At 43.8% G+C, this 16,590-nt stretch carries 11 protein-coding genes, 1 pseudogene and 1 CRISPR repeat array; of the genes and pseudogenes, 2 read left to right on the top strand and 10 right to left on the bottom strand.

Annotated features, from left to right (window positions below; translation table 11 throughout):
- Nucleotides 1–61 precede the first annotated feature (61 nt).
- Nucleotides 62–439: a VOC family protein gene (locus tag EV213_RS13975; RefSeq protein ID WP_133581169.1), complete on the bottom strand. Its 378-nt coding sequence runs from the start codon at nucleotides 437–439 to the stop codon at nucleotides 62–64.
- A gap of 192 nt (nucleotides 440–631) precedes the next feature.
- Here EV213_RS13975 and EV213_RS13970 point away from each other — a divergent pair, with 192 nt between their 5' ends.
- Complete coding sequence (locus EV213_RS13970) at nucleotides 632–1,984, top strand: C39 family peptidase (protein WP_133581168.1); 1,353 nt, start codon at nucleotides 632–634, stop codon at nucleotides 1,982–1,984.
- Nucleotides 1,985–2,071: 87 nt separating this feature from the next.
- Here the strand turns inward: EV213_RS13970 and EV213_RS13965 are convergent, their stop codons facing one another.
- From EV213_RS13965 to EV213_RS13950, 4 genes are all read right to left on the bottom strand, one after another.
- Nucleotides 2,072–3,037: a formylglycine-generating enzyme family protein gene (locus EV213_RS13965; protein ID WP_243740168.1), complete on the bottom strand. Its 966-nt coding sequence runs from the start codon at nucleotides 3,035–3,037 to the stop codon at nucleotides 2,072–2,074.
- A 389-nt stretch (nucleotides 3,038–3,426) separates the two neighbouring features.
- Nucleotides 3,427–4,401 (bottom strand): DUF7309 domain-containing protein, encoded by a 975-nt coding sequence (locus tag EV213_RS13960; RefSeq protein ID WP_424923058.1) that lies wholly within the window; start codon nucleotides 4,399–4,401, stop codon nucleotides 3,427–3,429.
- A gap of 63 nt (nucleotides 4,402–4,464) precedes the next feature.
- A complete protein-coding gene (locus EV213_RS13955; protein WP_133581166.1) occupies nucleotides 4,465–4,989 on the bottom strand; it encodes a plasmid pRiA4b ORF-3 family protein in 525 nt (174 codons plus the stop codon).
- Nucleotides 4,990–5,590: 601 nt separating this feature from the next.
- Nucleotides 5,591–7,738: direct repeats of the CRISPR family, unit length 32 nt; unit sequence ATTTCAATCCACGCACTCACGTAGAGTGCGAC.
- A gap of 346 nt (nucleotides 7,739–8,084) precedes the next feature.
- Nucleotides 8,085–9,038: a carbohydrate kinase family protein gene (locus EV213_RS13950; protein WP_133581165.1), complete on the bottom strand. Its 954-nt coding sequence runs from the start codon at nucleotides 9,036–9,038 to the stop codon at nucleotides 8,085–8,087.
- Nucleotides 9,039–9,716: 678 nt separating this feature from the next.
- Between EV213_RS13950 and EV213_RS13945 the strand changes: the two genes are divergently transcribed.
- Nucleotides 9,717–10,229: a DoxX family protein gene (locus tag EV213_RS13945; protein WP_133581164.1), complete on the top strand. Its 513-nt coding sequence runs from the start codon at nucleotides 9,717–9,719 to the stop codon at nucleotides 10,227–10,229.
- Between the two features lie 275 nt (nucleotides 10,230–10,504).
- On the opposite strand, the gene EV213_RS13940 is transcribed toward EV213_RS13945, so the two are convergent.
- The 5 genes and pseudogenes from EV213_RS13940 to EV213_RS13920 all read right to left on the bottom strand — a co-directional run.
- Nucleotides 10,505–11,962: a glycoside hydrolase family 32 protein gene (locus EV213_RS13940; protein WP_133581163.1), complete on the bottom strand. Its 1,458-nt coding sequence runs from the start codon at nucleotides 11,960–11,962 to the stop codon at nucleotides 10,505–10,507.
- A complete protein-coding gene (locus tag EV213_RS13935; RefSeq protein ID WP_133581162.1) occupies nucleotides 11,959–13,581 on the bottom strand; it encodes an ABC transporter substrate-binding protein in 1,623 nt (540 codons plus the stop codon). Before EV213_RS13935 ends, EV213_RS13940 begins: the two co-directional genes overlap by 4 nt.
- Before the next feature lie 85 nt (nucleotides 13,582–13,666).
- Nucleotides 13,667–14,551, bottom strand: a complete 885-nt coding sequence (locus tag EV213_RS13930) for a carbohydrate ABC transporter permease (protein ID WP_133581161.1) — start codon at nucleotides 14,549–14,551, stop codon at nucleotides 13,667–13,669.
- Nucleotides 14,552–14,568: 17 nt separating this feature from the next.
- Complete coding sequence (locus tag EV213_RS13925; protein WP_424923057.1) at nucleotides 14,569–15,534, bottom strand: ABC transporter permease; 966 nt, start codon at nucleotides 15,532–15,534, stop codon at nucleotides 14,569–14,571.
- Nucleotides 15,535–16,146: 612 nt separating this feature from the next.
- Nucleotides 16,147–16,491 (bottom strand): annotated as a pseudogene (locus tag EV213_RS13920) (substrate-binding domain-containing protein); the annotation flags it as partial.
- Nucleotides 16,492–16,590: the final 99 nt, after the last annotated feature.

Here is a 16,590-nt window from a genome sequence, read left to right as displayed (position 1 = left end):
CTCATTCTATACACAAGGACCTTGGGATGCCCAAGGTCCTTGTTTTTATTGATCGTTTTAGTTAATTTCGTTCCATTACGGCGAAATAATTGTTTTCATTGTCTGCAAAATTAAAGACGCGACCCGATGGCATTGTGACCAAGTCTCCAACGGTAATATTTTTGTCTTTAAGCGTTTGATATAAGCTGTCGAGGTTATCGGAGAAAAACATCATTGACGGGGTATTAAGGTTGAGCTCAGGCTGCAATTTGGCAATGACCTCTTTGTTGTGAAGCACTATGCTCGTTTGCGCGTCTTTCGTTGGTGCGATTTCGATCCAACGCATATGCTCATTTTGTTCCTCAGACACGACAGTAAAGCCGACCATCTCTGTCCAAAACGTCAGAGCCTCATCCTGTTCCTTCACATATAGCATGATTTGACCGATTTTATTGATCATACGCCTCTCCTTATCTTTCTTTGAAATGACATCACTATTAGTATAGCGTATAAATAACGCTGTTAGATAATTAAAGGAATGCCTTTATCACCCATTTGACAAACGATTTTTCCTGCATTTTCTAGTATACTATTAGAAAGCGCCTTGGAAGATCATTCATTGGTTAAAACAACTTAGACTGGAGGCTGAATCTTGAGAATACAATCATGGGGAGCGTTTGCCCTGCTTTTTACCGTTACCTTTTTTATTGATTTGCCCGCTGCACATTGTGAAGACAAAGAAATGCCAGCGATTGTGATTCGCGCTGGAAGTACATGGGTAGGTCAGCAAGGCGAAATCGACAAGGTTGATCGTATGGAGCATGCCCCACTTATAAAACATGGTGTCACGTATGTGTCTTCACGTGATATGGCACATTGGTATGGCAAAGACTTGCAATGGAATGCGAAACAAAAACAATTGGAGCTTGGTAAATTAACCTTTTCCAATCCAGCACAGTCAAATGGGCTTGCTTATGTGTCTGTCGAGGGACGAACTTACGTGCCGTTACGCGACACATTATCGCAACTCGGACAACAACTGTATGTGTATGATGACCTGCTTGCCATTGGCGAACCTTTGTCGACAAGTGACGTAGATATTTATAAGATGAATTTCTTGAAGAAAACGCCTTATCGCGTTCGTGGTGAGAAGCAAGAACAAGGCTTTGACACAATGAATCTGGCCATACGAGCTGCCTCCAAAGAGAGCACAGTGGTCAGAAATGCAGAGGGGGAACCGATCTTTAATTCGTCTACACATAACTATGTCGTGATGCAAGGAAACAAGCATGTGGCTTCATTGCCTACATTTTCAGAAGCCTATGCCGTCGCAAATCAATATGCCGATGCAAGTTTCATTCACGAAAGTGGGAAAACGCTTTGGACTTCTGGTGAGGAAACGCCCGCAGAGTCTCGTATCATTGACGTCCCCCTAGTTCTGCAAAACCCTGAACTTCCACGCGGCTGTGAAGTGACCAGTCTCGCTATGCTTCTCCAATGGCGTGGCACACCAGCTGATAAGCTCCAACTGGCAAGAGAAGTTCAAAAAGTTCCCTTTCAAACCGTGGGTGCTGATGGGCGAAGTTACCGTGGCCATATGAATGATGGGTTTGTGGGCGATATGTATTCCTTAACCACCTCTGGGATCGGCGTATATCACAAACCGATTGTCGACCTAGCTGAACAGTACGCCCCTAATCATGTAATCGATATGACCGGAGCTGGATGGAGTGCGATTGAGGCGCAATTGGCCAAAGACCGCCCGGTTTGGGTCATTGTCTCCTCCACGTTCGGACCATTGCCAGCTTCCCAGTGGCAAACCTGGCAGACCACATCCGGACCCGTACAAATTTCATACCGCCAGCATTCGGTCGTCGTCACTGGGTATGATGAAAATACGGTCTATATTAAGGATCCCTTCGGCTACACAAGCCAAACGAACAAACACGCCTTTATCGCTGGGTGGGAGCAGTTTGGTCAGCAAGCTGTGACGTTGGTGAAATAAGACAAAAAAGAAGCCGCGTCACTGGCTTCTTTTTCATCTTAATGTAATAGAAAAAGCAGTAAGAATAGTTCCCTCACATGTACACTTTTATTTCAAAAGATCTGCTACACAACGGAAGCCTAGGTTTCCTGTAGCACTGTCCGGCGTATTTGAGCTTCGTGCGGCCACTCTATAGCGATTGCAATACGATCTATGGCACAGATAGGATCCCCCTCGCATCACTCGTGACGTTCCTTTCGAAGGCCCTTTTGGATCATTGGATTGCGTTAAATCAATGGCTCTCGTAAACCAATCCTCACACCACTCCCATACATTCCCGGCAACGTTGTATAAACCATAGTCATTCGCAGGAAATGATTGTGCTGGAGCGGTCCCTACATAGCCATCCTCTTGCGTATTTTCACTTGGAAAATTCCCCTGCCAAATGTTGCACTGATGTGTCCCATTCGGTGTGAGGTCATCCCCCCACGGATAACGATTTTGCTCCAGCCCACCTCTTGCGGCAAACTCCCATTCTGCCTCAGTAGGCAATCGCTTCCCTACCCAATGAGAAAAAGCCACGGCATCGTTCCATGACACATGAATGACTGGATGGTCCAAACGATCCTTTACCGAGGAGCCTTCCCCTTCAGGCTGAAACCAACAAGCGCCTTCTAACGCATACCACCATGGCGTCGAAGGAAGCTGCTGAACATTTCCCTGAGGATGTTTGGGGAGAAATTGATAGAAGACAAACGACCAGCCAAAGCGTTCTGATTCCGTCCGATACCCCGTCGCTTCAACAAATGCCGTAAACTCATCATTTGTGACCGTATGCTTGTCCATGAGAAAAGGGTCCACTTGAACAGCTCGAACTGGCCCTTCCCCATCCGTTGGGAAGCCTTCGTTGTCATCCGTGCCCATAAGAAATTCTCCTCCAGGGATCTTGACCATTTTCTCGGCGAATTTCAATTCAGTGCGAGTGACGTTTTGTGTTAGACCCGTGTGATCAGAACTTGAGTCATACAGTCCCTCACTTCGATTGGCCGTACAGCAAGAGGTTTGCTTATCCAATGCATTCACTTCCTTTTTAGTGATCTAAAATGTAAATGCCCACCAATGCTTAACTCGATAAGCTACCTTTCTACTATCATCTCCAGACATTGCCCTTCAAGAATACCCAATATAGGATTGAACAAAAGTGTATCATGTTTCAATTACTGAAGTATGGTTCATAACAAAGATGCTAGTATACAAGACGGGGCTCCGTTACTGGCGAAAATATATTGCACCGCCACTCGCTCTCGACTCCTATTCACACCTGACCTAGCGTTTCTCATGCAATGTGTCCTATTGTGGTTGGGTTATAAGAAAAGGGTCTTCATCGTAAGCAAAGAGAAACGGTACAGGAAGGGCCCCGTACCGTTTTTGTCTCAATTCATAGGTGGAAAGCGGAACTGATTCTACAAATCCTTCTCCATTTGCTCTCGCATTTCCTCAATGTACGGTAACCTTGGAACGTGAACGATTTCTACTGACAGCTTTTTCAGCAACGGCGAAAGATAGGCACTCACTTTATCATTTTTCAGGAAAACCTTCTGTGGTAAGCCAATTTTCTCGACCATGTTTAAAAAAGTATGTTGAAGGTAGAAAGCGTCCATTCCTCCGTTACCCGGCTTAAAAAAGACATTCATCCCATCGTTTATCTCCATCGCCGCGAAAATACTGGCAAAGCTTGGGGGTTCTCCTGCCGTTTCTCCCTGAATGGCCATACCGATATAAAAAACACCAAGCTCTACTGACCCGTTGTACGGTTGGGCTGATTTTTTTATCCGTTGGAGATCCGTCTCCGATACTGCCAAACGAGGAGCATGTTTACGCTCCGTTGGCTCAGGAGTCATCAGTGTATCCGTCCATTCTCCATCTTCATTCGCTTGCTGACGACCGACCCATTGCTTTGCAGAGCTGTCAGGAATTTGTACTTTGTTTTCGTTTGATCTCACAATCACATCGTTCACTTGCGACAAAATGACGATCAATTTTTCAACATCTGATTGTGTCAACGGCCACGGGAGATACCCAGGATCCATTCGCCGAAAAATCGGAAATTGATTTCCTTTAAAAGGAGGAAATGTGTGCCTTGAAAGCAACCCAAAGTCCTCCATCTCCATATCTTCAGTAGTTCCATACAGCACAGTCAACGATTTTTGAAGAAATGCCATCTCCTTCATCACTTCATCGTTTCCTTCAACTACCGATTGATACGCATACAAGCCATCATCACCAAGGTATGCGACTATACCATACTGTCTTCCCATATTCCCAATAATGCTGCAGTATGCCATCTCACCGTCTGACAATTCCACAGAAATGACTTGGTCATCGCTCAATTTTCTCCAAAGCTCCATGTCTTGAAAAATCAGTATTTCGTCAAGCAATCTTTTCCATGAACCATCGTCAACTTGTGGCAAACTGAGTTGTACGTCAAAATTCTCTCTTGGCTACTTATGCTCGTCCGCATGAAACGCCTCTAAGTCTTTATTAACGGCATCCGTTAGTTGTTTAGGGGGCATCGGTTTTTGTGGTGCTTCATGCTCTAGCCATTCTCCGCCGCTATCTTCTTCTGGCGCCATCCGCGTTGCCTTTACACAATAAGGGTAGCGACCATCTGCATCATAAGGAAGGATGTTTTCCACCACAATATCGTGCTCCCAATCATCACCAAAATCATAGACATAGACGAGTTTGTCTTTTTCATTCTGCAAAAATTCACGAAGCTGTACGTCTTTCTCATCCAAAAGACGTCTACCAAAGACACCCTCAAGCATGATAGGGTCCCCAATCCAGATCTTCCTATTATGAGGGGTAGACGTCGTATGAAACTCATGTAAATGGCTATCTTCCCATCGAAAAGCCACCTGCAAAAGTTCATGAAACTGCAAGAACGTAAATCGATCATCCACCAACAACCTCCGCCAAATAGGTGGTTTTATCCCTTTTAATGTCACTTTTATTTGTAGGATCATACATTAAACACCCTTACGTTTGTCATTTATGAAGAGTGTACCATGTTTTAAGTATAGGTGAAATTTTAATAGTCGCACTCTGGCAGAGTGCGACACTTCAAAGAACAACAAAACTTTATCATTTGGTGTGATAAAAAAAGAAACGTACACCTCAGGCGGCGCAAGTTCCTTTTCATTCTCCAGTTCACGCACGAACACAAAAGCCGCGAGTAAAGGTGGAGACAGTAACAATAGTATACAGACATCAGCTAAAGAGCTCAAACTTCGCAGTCTAAAATCGAAAGGTACGCACTCACGTAGAGTGCGACAATACGATTAATATTTAATCGTGTCAATGGAATAATCAAGCTTGAGCTTGAAAACCTGCTCGTCTAACCAATGAAAGTTAATCTGGTCTACCCATTTACCAAACGAAGAAAGTCGTGTATGCTTGTCCATGGTTGATCCTTTGCTTTGGATTTGGACAGGTGACCACCTCTCCATCCATTGTAAAGGGTTTTTTCATTGTATAACGACTTGTTTATTGAACATTCTTTGTATTATTAATGATCAGTACCTTTTAATGCAACGCTAGTGATATATACTATCTTTAAGAGCAGATATTTCAATCCACGCACTCACGTAGAGTGCGACAGTTGATCGCTGTAGTCGCTTGTGTCGCCAATCATTTCAATCCACGCACTCACGTAGAGTGCGACGGGAAAGAAATCAGCCGATATGTTTGGGATTACGATTTCAATCCACGCACTCACGTAGAGTGCGACTGTATGACGCCGAACCAGCTAGAGCAGTTAGCTATTTCAATCCACGCACTCACGTAGAGTGCGACACCATTCACGAGCATAGATGTTTGGTATTTTTGTATTTCAATCCACGCACTCACGTAGAGTGCGACGTATTTGGAAGTGGAAGGTTTAGTTTCTTTTAATTATTTCAATCCACGCACTCACGTAGAGTGCGACAAAAACGGTGGTCGCAAACGCACACTGCCGCATCACATTTCAATCCACGCACTCACGTAGAGTGCGACGTCTCCCAACTCTTTAAGCGCTTGGGCAACCGTCTATTTCAATCCACGCACTCACGTAGAGTGCGACATACCAAATAGGAGTGAGCATTAATGGCTGAAGAATTTCAATCCACGCACTCACGTAGAGTGCGACGGTTGTGGATAACTTCAAATACCACAGGTTCATTGAATTTCAATCCACGCACTCACGTAGAGTGCGACCGGTGGGTCACGAAAGATGTGCTTCCGTCCATTCGATTTCAATCCACGCACTCACGTAGAGTGCGACGAACTATTTCTTGTTGATCAAATGGTAAATGGTGATTTCAATCCACGCACTCACGTAGAGTGCGACCCGCCGGCTAAAAACCATCAAGCCGGTAGCCGTAATTTCAATCCACGCACTCACGTAGAGTGCGACGCCATTAACGCCACCCTCCGTCTTGTAGCGCTCGTTATTTCAATCCACGCACTCACGTAGAGTGCGACTCTTGGCAGCGACAGCATCTCGAATGGTGGCTGATTTCAATCCACGCACTCACGTAGAGTGCGACAAAAATAATGTCTAAGGTATATGAAATTCTTTCATTTCAATCCACGCACTCACGTAGAGTGCGACGAACACGACGACATTTCACGCCTATTTGACGGAAATTTCAATCCACGCACTCACGTAGAGTGCGACGACGTACTTAGCTCTGACGACCACCACATCTTTATTTCAATCCACGCACTCACGTAGAGTGCGACACTAAAGAGGTACTTCAAGACCTCATCACAGTATTATTTCAATCCACGCACTCACGTAGAGTGCGACGCTGCTAAAGGGGTGGTGCAAATCAAGGGCACAATTTCAATCCACGCACTCACGTAGAGTGCGACCAATACGGTTGTGATGATGTTAACGACCGCCTTATTTCAATCCACGCACTCACGTAGAGTGCGACGTTTACGGCATGGAATCAGTCGATGAACTGATAATTTCAATCCACGCACTCACGTAGAGTGCGACATGGTGACGTTACACAGATGACCTATACTGACAATTTCAATCCACGCACTCACGTAGAGTGCGACGACTAAACACCGATAGCAAAACGATAATCCCCGCATTTCAATCCACGCACTCACGTAGAGTGCGACGCGTACCCCGTTGCGCCAGTGGTGCGCCAAAGTGATTTCAATCCACGCACTCACGTAGAGTGCGACTTGCATGTCTAAAAGTAAGGCTACAAAGTCACTAATTTCAATCCACGCACTCACGTAGAGTGCGACAAAGTCATGCATCAGGTAGGTGTCTATTCTGGCATTTCAATCCACGCACTCACGTAGAGTGCGACGTTGTACTACGTCCGCACACGCGACACCAGCCAAATTTCAATCCACGCACTCACGTAGAGTGCGACATTGGCGATTAATGCGGTATAATGATGTAAAAAATTTCAATCCACGCACTCACGTAGAGTGCGACAAAGAGTTTTTTTACATTGTTCGCTATAAAGATCATTTCAATCCACGCACTCACGTAGAGTGCGACCCAAAAAGATCACAATTATCAAAAGCACTTTTTCAATTTCAATCCACGCACTCACGTAGAGTGCGACCGCAGGTAATTTATGATGACACCAACCCCGACGCTATATTTCAATCCACGCACTCACGTAGAGTGCGACTAATCACCGCGCAAAAAGAGCGCCTAGCGGAAGTCATTTCAATCCACGCACTCACGTAGAGTGCGACAGCGAATTTATCCTATAAAAAGGATAATTCTAATGAATCTTCTTGAGGAAACGTCAAATTCGTGCATTAAATAACCAAAATATAGATATTATAATAGTTTATCTTAAAGAATTTCTAAAAAATTAGCGCGAACCCCCCAGGGATTTCATGTGCGCTTAGGGTTCGCGCAAAAAAGAGTTAAACATTTTCAAGCGACTCCATGTTCTTCTTTAATCTTACACCATGCCACCATGTTGAGTAATCCTTGTTTTCCGTCTAGTATATTTTTCGCACCATAACGACCTTGCTTCACTCCCTAGAGCACACTTCTTAAACAAAACTTTGAACCCTTCCACCAGTATTGTATCTAACGAGAACGAAATTCAGCGATCTGCTCAAGTGTCGGCATTGCAGGTATTCCACCTTTGCGTGTTGCCACAAAGGCACCCATGGAATTTCCGAAATCGAGAATGGAGCGCATCTCAGTTTCATTGAGGTTCAAATCTATTGGCGTTTTCTCTAACAGCTGATGAAGAACACCTGCAACAAAGGCATCGCCACACCCTGTTGTATCAATAGCCTGAACAGCTATTCCAGGCGAAAACACCGACGTTCCTTGGCAATAACAGGAGCTCCCGTGCTGTCCCTGTGTCACAAAAAGCAGGGAGAAATTAAATTGCTGCGAAAGGGCTTGGGCTCCTAAATCAATATCCTTCGTCCCTGTTAAAAATTCCAGTTCTTCCTCAGATACTTTGACGATATCAGCGTATGCCATAACTTCAAGCATACATTCCTTCGCCTCATCCAAACTCCTCCATAATAACGGGCGCAAATTAGGGTCAAAGGATATGAGTTTTTTATGTTGTTTTGCATGCTTCAATGCTGCACGCGTCGCGCCTCTGACAGGTTCATCCGTCATGGAAAGCGATCCTACATGAAAAATACGAGATTGAGAGATGAGGTCAAGAGCAAGCTCTTTTTCTGCTAACATAATATCTGCACCAGGGTTTCGGCAAAAGCTAAATGAACGATCGCCGCTTCCATCCAATTTCACAAAAGCTAACGTCGTATGTATGTTTGAATGGATTAGTCCGCTGGTATTGACACCCTTAGCCTGTAGCGTCGACTCGAGCAAGCTACCAAATTTGTCCTTTCCAACACAGCCTATAAATGCCGTCTCTTCTCCCAAGCTGGACAAAGCAACGAGCACATTGCCCGGCGCGCCTCCTGGATTGGCCGTAAATATAGGAAGACCTGCATCGTTGGTCCCTTCCGTTGTAAAGTCAATTAGCAGTTCCCCTAAAGCGGTTACATTTATCATTTCAACACCTGCTTCTTTACTATAGATTATTGATTAGGTACAATTCTTCTCTTTGAATCAGAGAATATTTCTACCCATGCACTTACATGGAGTGCGACACTACCATTATACCCCTCCAAGATTACATGATGCTATTTCAAGTCGTCTCACTCACTGAGTGCGAAAGCGACTTTTTCCTAGGACAAGGAAAATCGCGCAAGAAATGGGCATATTTGTTGATACAAATTGATAGACTGTTACTCCTACCTCTTATCGTTCAGTATACTCCGTTGTTTTGTTCAGACCTAAATATAAAAAGCTCCCGACGTATCCTAGTGCCCCATCAGGTAACGTAGATCTTATTTTATTCAGGATGAGTCATAGTTCTTGTTTTCGCACAAGTTAATTGCTGGAAAACATTTTCTATAGGCAAACGGCTATACGTTCGCTTTCACCCTAATGGGTACAAGTGCAACATCGACTCAGAAGTACCTCATCGTGCAAGATGTCAATCGATCTATTTCACCTTGCTTCTACTTAAGCATAGCCAACGTTTAAAGTAATTTTTGCACTGCGAAAGAGCAATAAGATATGACTTTTCTGTGAATTTTAATGTGAAATTATTCACAAACTCAAAGTTGTCGTATATACTAAAAGTGTAAAGAACGTGAAAACATTCACAAACGGGAGGAATACACGATGTTAACCTTTTTACAATCATCTAAACTTGCTGCGGTACTGTTATTGCTCATACGAATTCCATTAGGATGGATGTGGTTTAGTTCTGGTATCGGAAAAGTAACGGGGGGCTTTGATGCTTCTGGCTTTTTACAAGCTGTAGTTGCTAATCCCGTTTTAAAAGGCGAGAATTTGGCTTACCCGCTATATGTAGCCTTTTTGGAGAGTGTCGCCATACCGAATGCTGCGCTGTTCAGCTTCCTCGTCATGTGGGGTGAAGTGTTCATCGGACTTGGCTTAATGTTGGGCCTTTTTACAAAAAGCGCCGCTTTCTTCGGAGGGGTAATGAACACCTCTTTCCTACTCGCGGGAACAGTCTCTACGAACCCATTGATGCTCATCTTGGCCATTGTCCTTCTTGTTAGCAAAAGAAATGCAGGGCGCTTAGGACTTGACCGTTATACAACAAGAGTTTACCACACACTCAAGGGCAGCTTTAAACAAACCCCACATCCCACAGAGAAACCGATATAAATTAGATGCTTGATTCCTGAATATTCTCAGTACCCTTCTTCTTGTTGTTGAACAGACTATTTTAATCCAGGCAGCGTGCGACAGTGAACATCTTCTGATAAAAAGAAAATAGTAATTTTTAAAAATTTGCGCGAACCCCCAGTGATTTCATGTACACTTGGGTTCGCGCAAGAGATATGCATATTTGGTTACATGTAAAGTGGTCGACTGCCCTTCCTACCTCTTGTCGAACAACATCCTCCGTTGTTTTGTTAAGGGATTGGACAACTCACTATTTATTGCTTCACAAACGTAGAAATATGTCCTTCAACAATTTCAATACTGCCGTCAGCCGCAAAAACCTCTATTCGTTTACACGGTTGATCTGGATACACTAAGCTGCTCAACGCATACGCTCCGTCATTCACAAACACTTCAATGGACGATGCATCCACGATGATTTGCAATTTAAGCTGTTTGGCTTCCTCTAACGAGATCGCTTGCTGTTGGAGAAAATATTCAGAAAAGCCGACGTTGCCCGTGTTTGCACGATCCAGTACAAGGCGATTGGTTTCCGCTTCATAGACTATCCGCGTCCATTGCTCATCTGTATGATACACCTGAATGCCATACTGAGAGGCGTCTTTGTTCTCAATGGTCAAATTGATGTCTACGGGTGCTGCATCAATCTGATACGATTTTTCACTCGATTGATTGACAACTTCTGCATGAATGTCATATTTTCTGGTGAAATAGGTGTCCAATTCCCTCACTGGCTGTTGATACAAGCGATAAATATTTCCATGTTTACGAAGTGAAAGCTCTCTTGGTAGATTCATTTGCCCTCTCCAGCCTTCTGTCGGGACAATCTGTGCATATTTCGAATTGGTCATCCATGCCATGTAAATGCGCCGTCCATCTGCTTCAGGAATATCTGAAAAGCTGACACCTGCATAACTGTCTCTGCCATGATCGAGCCAGTCAATCGATTCAGGATCTGCTGTAAATGTTGTGCCATCAAACGTGCCGATATAGTATTGCGTACGCGTTCCTACATCAAGTGAATGATTTCCCCCAACGCTAACAATAAGCACCCACTTGCTTTCATCCTGATTGATCACATCCAATTCAAACAAGTCCGTGCATTCCCATACGCCATCGTGCGCGCCGATGCCATCGCCAAACTCACTCTCAAACTGCCAATCGATCAGATTGGCTGACGTATAAAATGAAATCGTTTGTTCTGACGCCACGACCATGACCCACGTATTCGTTTCATGATGCCACATCACCTTTGGGTCCCTGAAATCAATTTTAGTGTCGTGCTCAAGGACAGGGTTTCCTTCATATTTCGTCCATGTTCTGCCGTTGTCATGGCTGTAAGCGAGACTCTGCGATTCCTTTGCATGCTTCCCAGCACCACGATCCAAATGATGTGTAAAAATGGCCACGATTCCTGGCTTCTCTGGGAAGAATCCGCTCGTATTATGCCAGTCGATAACAGCGCTTCCGGAGAACATTGTTCCCAGTTCATCCGGGTGCAACGCGATGTCCAGCTCCTCCCATTGGATCAGATCTTTACTGACCGCATGCCCCCAATACATAGGGCCATGGACAGTATCATGTGGATTATGTTGAAAAAAGAGATGGTATTCTCCTTCAAAGTAAACGAGTCCGTTGGGATCGTTCATCCAATTTTGCTTTGGCGCAAAATGTAACGTAGGTCTGTATTTACGAGTCGCTTCAATTGTCATTGTTGTGCCTCCATGAATTCATCGTATGCAGCTTGTTTAATCTCCAACCATTCTTGAAAGCCTAACCGATCAAGCTCCGCTAAATAGTCTTCCCATTCCTCTTCCACTGTTCCATTTGTAATCCACTCTGCTTTTTTCCTTTCCACATAAGGAATTAAATCTGCCTCGATTTCAGACAATCTCTCAAGAACGTCTACGGATTGAAACAACCGAGGATAGATATTCTCTGCACTCATGTGGGGAACCATCACTTCTTTCAGTAAATCTAATCTCCAGGCGGCATCATCTGGTTTTGTCGTCACTGTTCCGTAATATTCATCTAGAATTGCTAACGGCCCGCCAATTGACGTTTTCCCTCTTAATTCTCCTGGCGGTGTTCCTTCCAGCGGCAAGTGCTTGAGCATCTGTTCACCCTCATCAAACTCAAAGATGTTCTGCACTGTGTCACTGCCATACGTTCCCCAGTTTGCTTGCACAGACATATGCGGATCGTAAAGCTGATCAATCCATTTCGCCGTTAACTCTAAATTCTGGTTTGCGGTTGTAATGACCATCCTTCCACGATCAAAACCCATGCCGTTTGCTCTCGTTACATTTTTATGTCCATCTGGTCCTTCCAAGGGGGGCATAAGTTTATACGTATCATTCATTCCTGTCGTACTCGCTTTGTCCCAAGTAAAGTACATGCCGTATCGACCTTCTCGTCCTTTAGCAACGTACGTATTCCAATCCTGCTCAAACGCTTCAATATCGATTAATTGCTGTTCATAAAGTCCATTTAAGTACTTAATGCCTTCTTTATACCCTGCTTGTGCTGCCGTGAAAACGACATCTCCTTCGTTTGAAACGACGGTATGATCCCCGTTATCCCCTAGGCCAAACGATCCAAACAAAAATCCCGGATCTTCTGCACCATTGTTGATGATGAAAGACATTGGAATTTCATCAGCTTCCCCATTGCCATTGGGGTCTTTTGTTTTAAATGCTAGGAGAGCTTCTTCTAATTCTTCCGTCGTTGTTGGCATGTCTAGCCCTACATTGTCCAACCACTCTACGTTGATCCATGGGAGACCAGCGACGGAATGTATGCTTTCTTTTCCAGAACCGAGCTCTTCAATCCAAGGGAACGCGTAGATATGCCCATCCGGTGCAGTCATCATTTCTCTGTATTCAGGGGCTTTATCGAGTACAGCCTGAAGGTTCGGCATGTGTTGCTCTATGAGGTCTTCAAGAGGCAGAATGACACCATCTTGCCCTAAACTCAATAATTCAAAGTCGCTGTACCCTGCGTTCATGATGGCATCTGGAAGCTCGCCGCTGGCAACGGAAAGGTTTCGTTTTTCTCCAAACGTCTCCCCTGTATAATTCGCCCATTCAATGTGAACTCCAGTTTGTTCTTCAAGACGCTGAACGAGCAGCTTTTCGTTTGGATCTTCTGGGGCAAGCGCTGAACTTGACGTCATAATCTTCAATGACACTTCTTCTTCTAGAGGAAATGTTATATTTTCTAATTCATATGCTTCTGAGGCTGCCTTATTTCCACCAGAACTACACCCCGCGATGACAGTGACCCCACATAACAAAAATGTGATTAACGTACGATTGTATCGTTTCCTCATTTTCTTCCATCTCCTTTTTATATGCATTTCATTTGTTTAGGCTAGCGACGTATGCTCTGCCTTAGGTGGACGGAGTCAAGCACACTTACTTTAATGAACCGACCATAACCCCTTTTTCGAAATATTTTTGAAAAAACGGGTACATGACGAGTAACGGGACACTGGCAATGACGATCGACGAATATTTGATCATCTCTGCGATTCTCTGGAGCTCAGCTTGTTCCTGTCGATCCCCAATCATGCCGGGTTCCACTTGGTTTTGAATAAGTATTTCACGCAATACAAGCTGTAGTGGGTATTTCAACTGATCTTCGAGATAGATCATCGCCTCAAAATAGGCGTTCCACTGTCCGATAAACGCATACAAAGCTAACACAAAAATAATCGGTTTTGATAATGGGACAATGATTTTCAGGAAGATCATTAGATCCGTGGCCCCATCAATCCGTGCCGCTTCTTTTAACTCATTCGGGAGCCCTTTAAAAAACGTTCTCGCCAAAATGATGTTCCACACGGAAATGGCACTTGGAAGAATAATCGCCCACATTGTATCAAGCAACCCAAGGTTTTTGACGACAAAGTAAGTTGGGATAAGCCCTCCATTAAAGAACATTGTAATTAAAAAGAAAATCATGATGCTTTTCCTGCCAACAAGTCCATCAACCGAAAGGGTATAGCCAGCCAGAATGGAGACGACGACAGTGACCAAAGTGAAGCCGACTGCATACATCATTGAATTCAAGAACGACCTCATTATGGTTGCGTCTTGAAAGATCTTTTGATACCCATCCAACGTCCAATCAGCGGCATTAAATGAAATGCCTTTCGTGAGGAGAATGCTTGGCTGTAAAAAGGAGGCCAGTAATACGTAAAGCAACGGAACTAAAACGATGCAAACGACCAAACCCAATAGGACATAATTGATGATTAATAACGTTTTATCGCCTTTTGTATGTCTGTTAAGACTCACCTGGAGAACCCACCTTTCTATAAAAGACCATCGCCCTCATTTAGTTTTTTCACGATTGAATTAACGAGCAGTAATAAAATGACGTTCGCAACCGCATTGAATAAGCCTACTGCGGTGGCAAATGAAAAATCGCCTGCTTGCAACCCTCTTTTGTAAACATAGGTCGGGAGAATTTCTGAAGCGGGCAAATTCATCGACGTTTGAAGCAAGTAAGCCTTTTCAAATCCGATCGCCATGATGCCTCCTGCTGCAAGAATAAAGAGAACGGCCATCACAGGCTTAAGCGTCGGCAGATCAATGTGCCGAATCCGCTGTAGTAATGTTGCTCCGTCAATCGTAGCGGCATCATGCAACTGAGGGTCGACGTTCGACAGCGCAGCCACGTAAATAATGGACGCAAACCCTGCCCCTTGCCAAATACCGGACAGAATATAGATGGAGCGAAACGCGTCTGGATCGGACATAAACGAAACAGGATTCCCTATTAAGGGCGTTAGTAAGGCATTGACTGGACCTGTAGGCGAAAGAAAGATAAATAACATACCAGAGATAACGATGACGGAAATAAAGTGAGGGGCATAAATGATTAATTGAATGTTCTGTTTGACCTTCGCACGTCTCACTTGATTGATCATCAACGCCAATATAATAGGTGCAGGAAAACCTAACAGTAGCTCAAATGAACTGAGTTGAATGGTATTTAGCAATATTCGCATAAAATTAGGTGACGTTAAAAAACTTGTAAAATGCTCAAACCCTACCCAGTCGCTTCCTAGAATTCCTTTGATCGGATTAAAATCTTTAAAGGCAATCACTGTTCCATACATCGGGAAATACTTGAAAACTAACGTCAATAAGATGGCTGGTAGAATAAACATGTAGAGCATGTAGTTCGTCTTCATGTATTTAAGGTTTTGGTAAATGGATGGTTTTGATTTCGGCAGTATTTCGGTCGTTTTGTCTGCCTTTGATAATTGTTTCAACCAAGAAGCTCCTCCCATCTATGCTAGATTCATTTCTAAAAAAGTCCATTAACACGTTGACGCATTTACGAATTAATATACTCACGAAAGCACTTTCATAAATAATGAGATATATCTTTTTAAAATGAATCATTACTTTCTAGTGGCCAGGCAACCAAGCTTGTGGAGCAAGATGATGCGTATTGAAACATACTGTATACGCTTCCATACAACTCCCTTCTACGTTTTAGTTTATAATTCTATTTTAATAAGTAGCTACAGTTTTAAACTATATCATATATCTATTGTTTGTAAATAGATAATTATTTTATTAGTTAGATAATAATTAGGTATATTCATTCGAACCTGCCAATAAGTCGACTTTTCCCTGAATTACATATAACTTATTTATTTAAAAATGCGTGGTGCTCGGGACTCGACCGTTCTACACCACGCACTCAAGACGCTCATCTCCACAACCAGTAGAAAATGCAATCTAACGCCCTATTCTACTTAACGCAAAACGACCCTTAACATGTGCTGTTAAGGGTCGTTTTATGAGTGACAAATCGCATCCTAGATAGCCCGATCGACCCAAGAGCAAGCGCATCGTAGCTCTTTCCCCACCTGTTTTCACAACAACGGTGCTTTATTCGCTACAGAGTTTCTTCCCACCAGTTCGGTCGACAGCTTATACTGTTGATTAATTTTCTTTCTCTCTAAAAATTGAAAGATCAAATGAGCTGAGAGGGCCCCCATATCATATTTTGGTTGTTTAATCGTGGTCAAAGGCGGCGACACATATTCTGCTAATTGAATATCGTCAAAACCGATCACCGAGATATCCCCTGGCATTTTGATTTGTCCTTCCTTGAAGGCTTGAAGTCCGCCAATTGCCATTTCATCATTGCCGTAAAAAATCGCTTCTGGAAGGTCTCCCTGTGCGATCAACAATTTCGTCGCTTTGTATAATGTTTTTGCGTCTTCCTCGACTCTTTGTTTTGTGGCAGCTTGCTTTTAATTCACACACATTTTATACCAGAACGGTGAACTACTCCCATCACTTACCAGCCTTAC

It is taken from the genome of Aureibacillus halotolerans (genome assembly GCF_004363045.1).
GTDB lineage: Bacteria > Bacillota > Bacilli > Bacillales > DSM-28697 > Aureibacillus > Aureibacillus halotolerans.
Note: the sequence above shows the minus strand (reverse complement) of the source record. Positions and strands in the feature narration are given on the sequence as shown.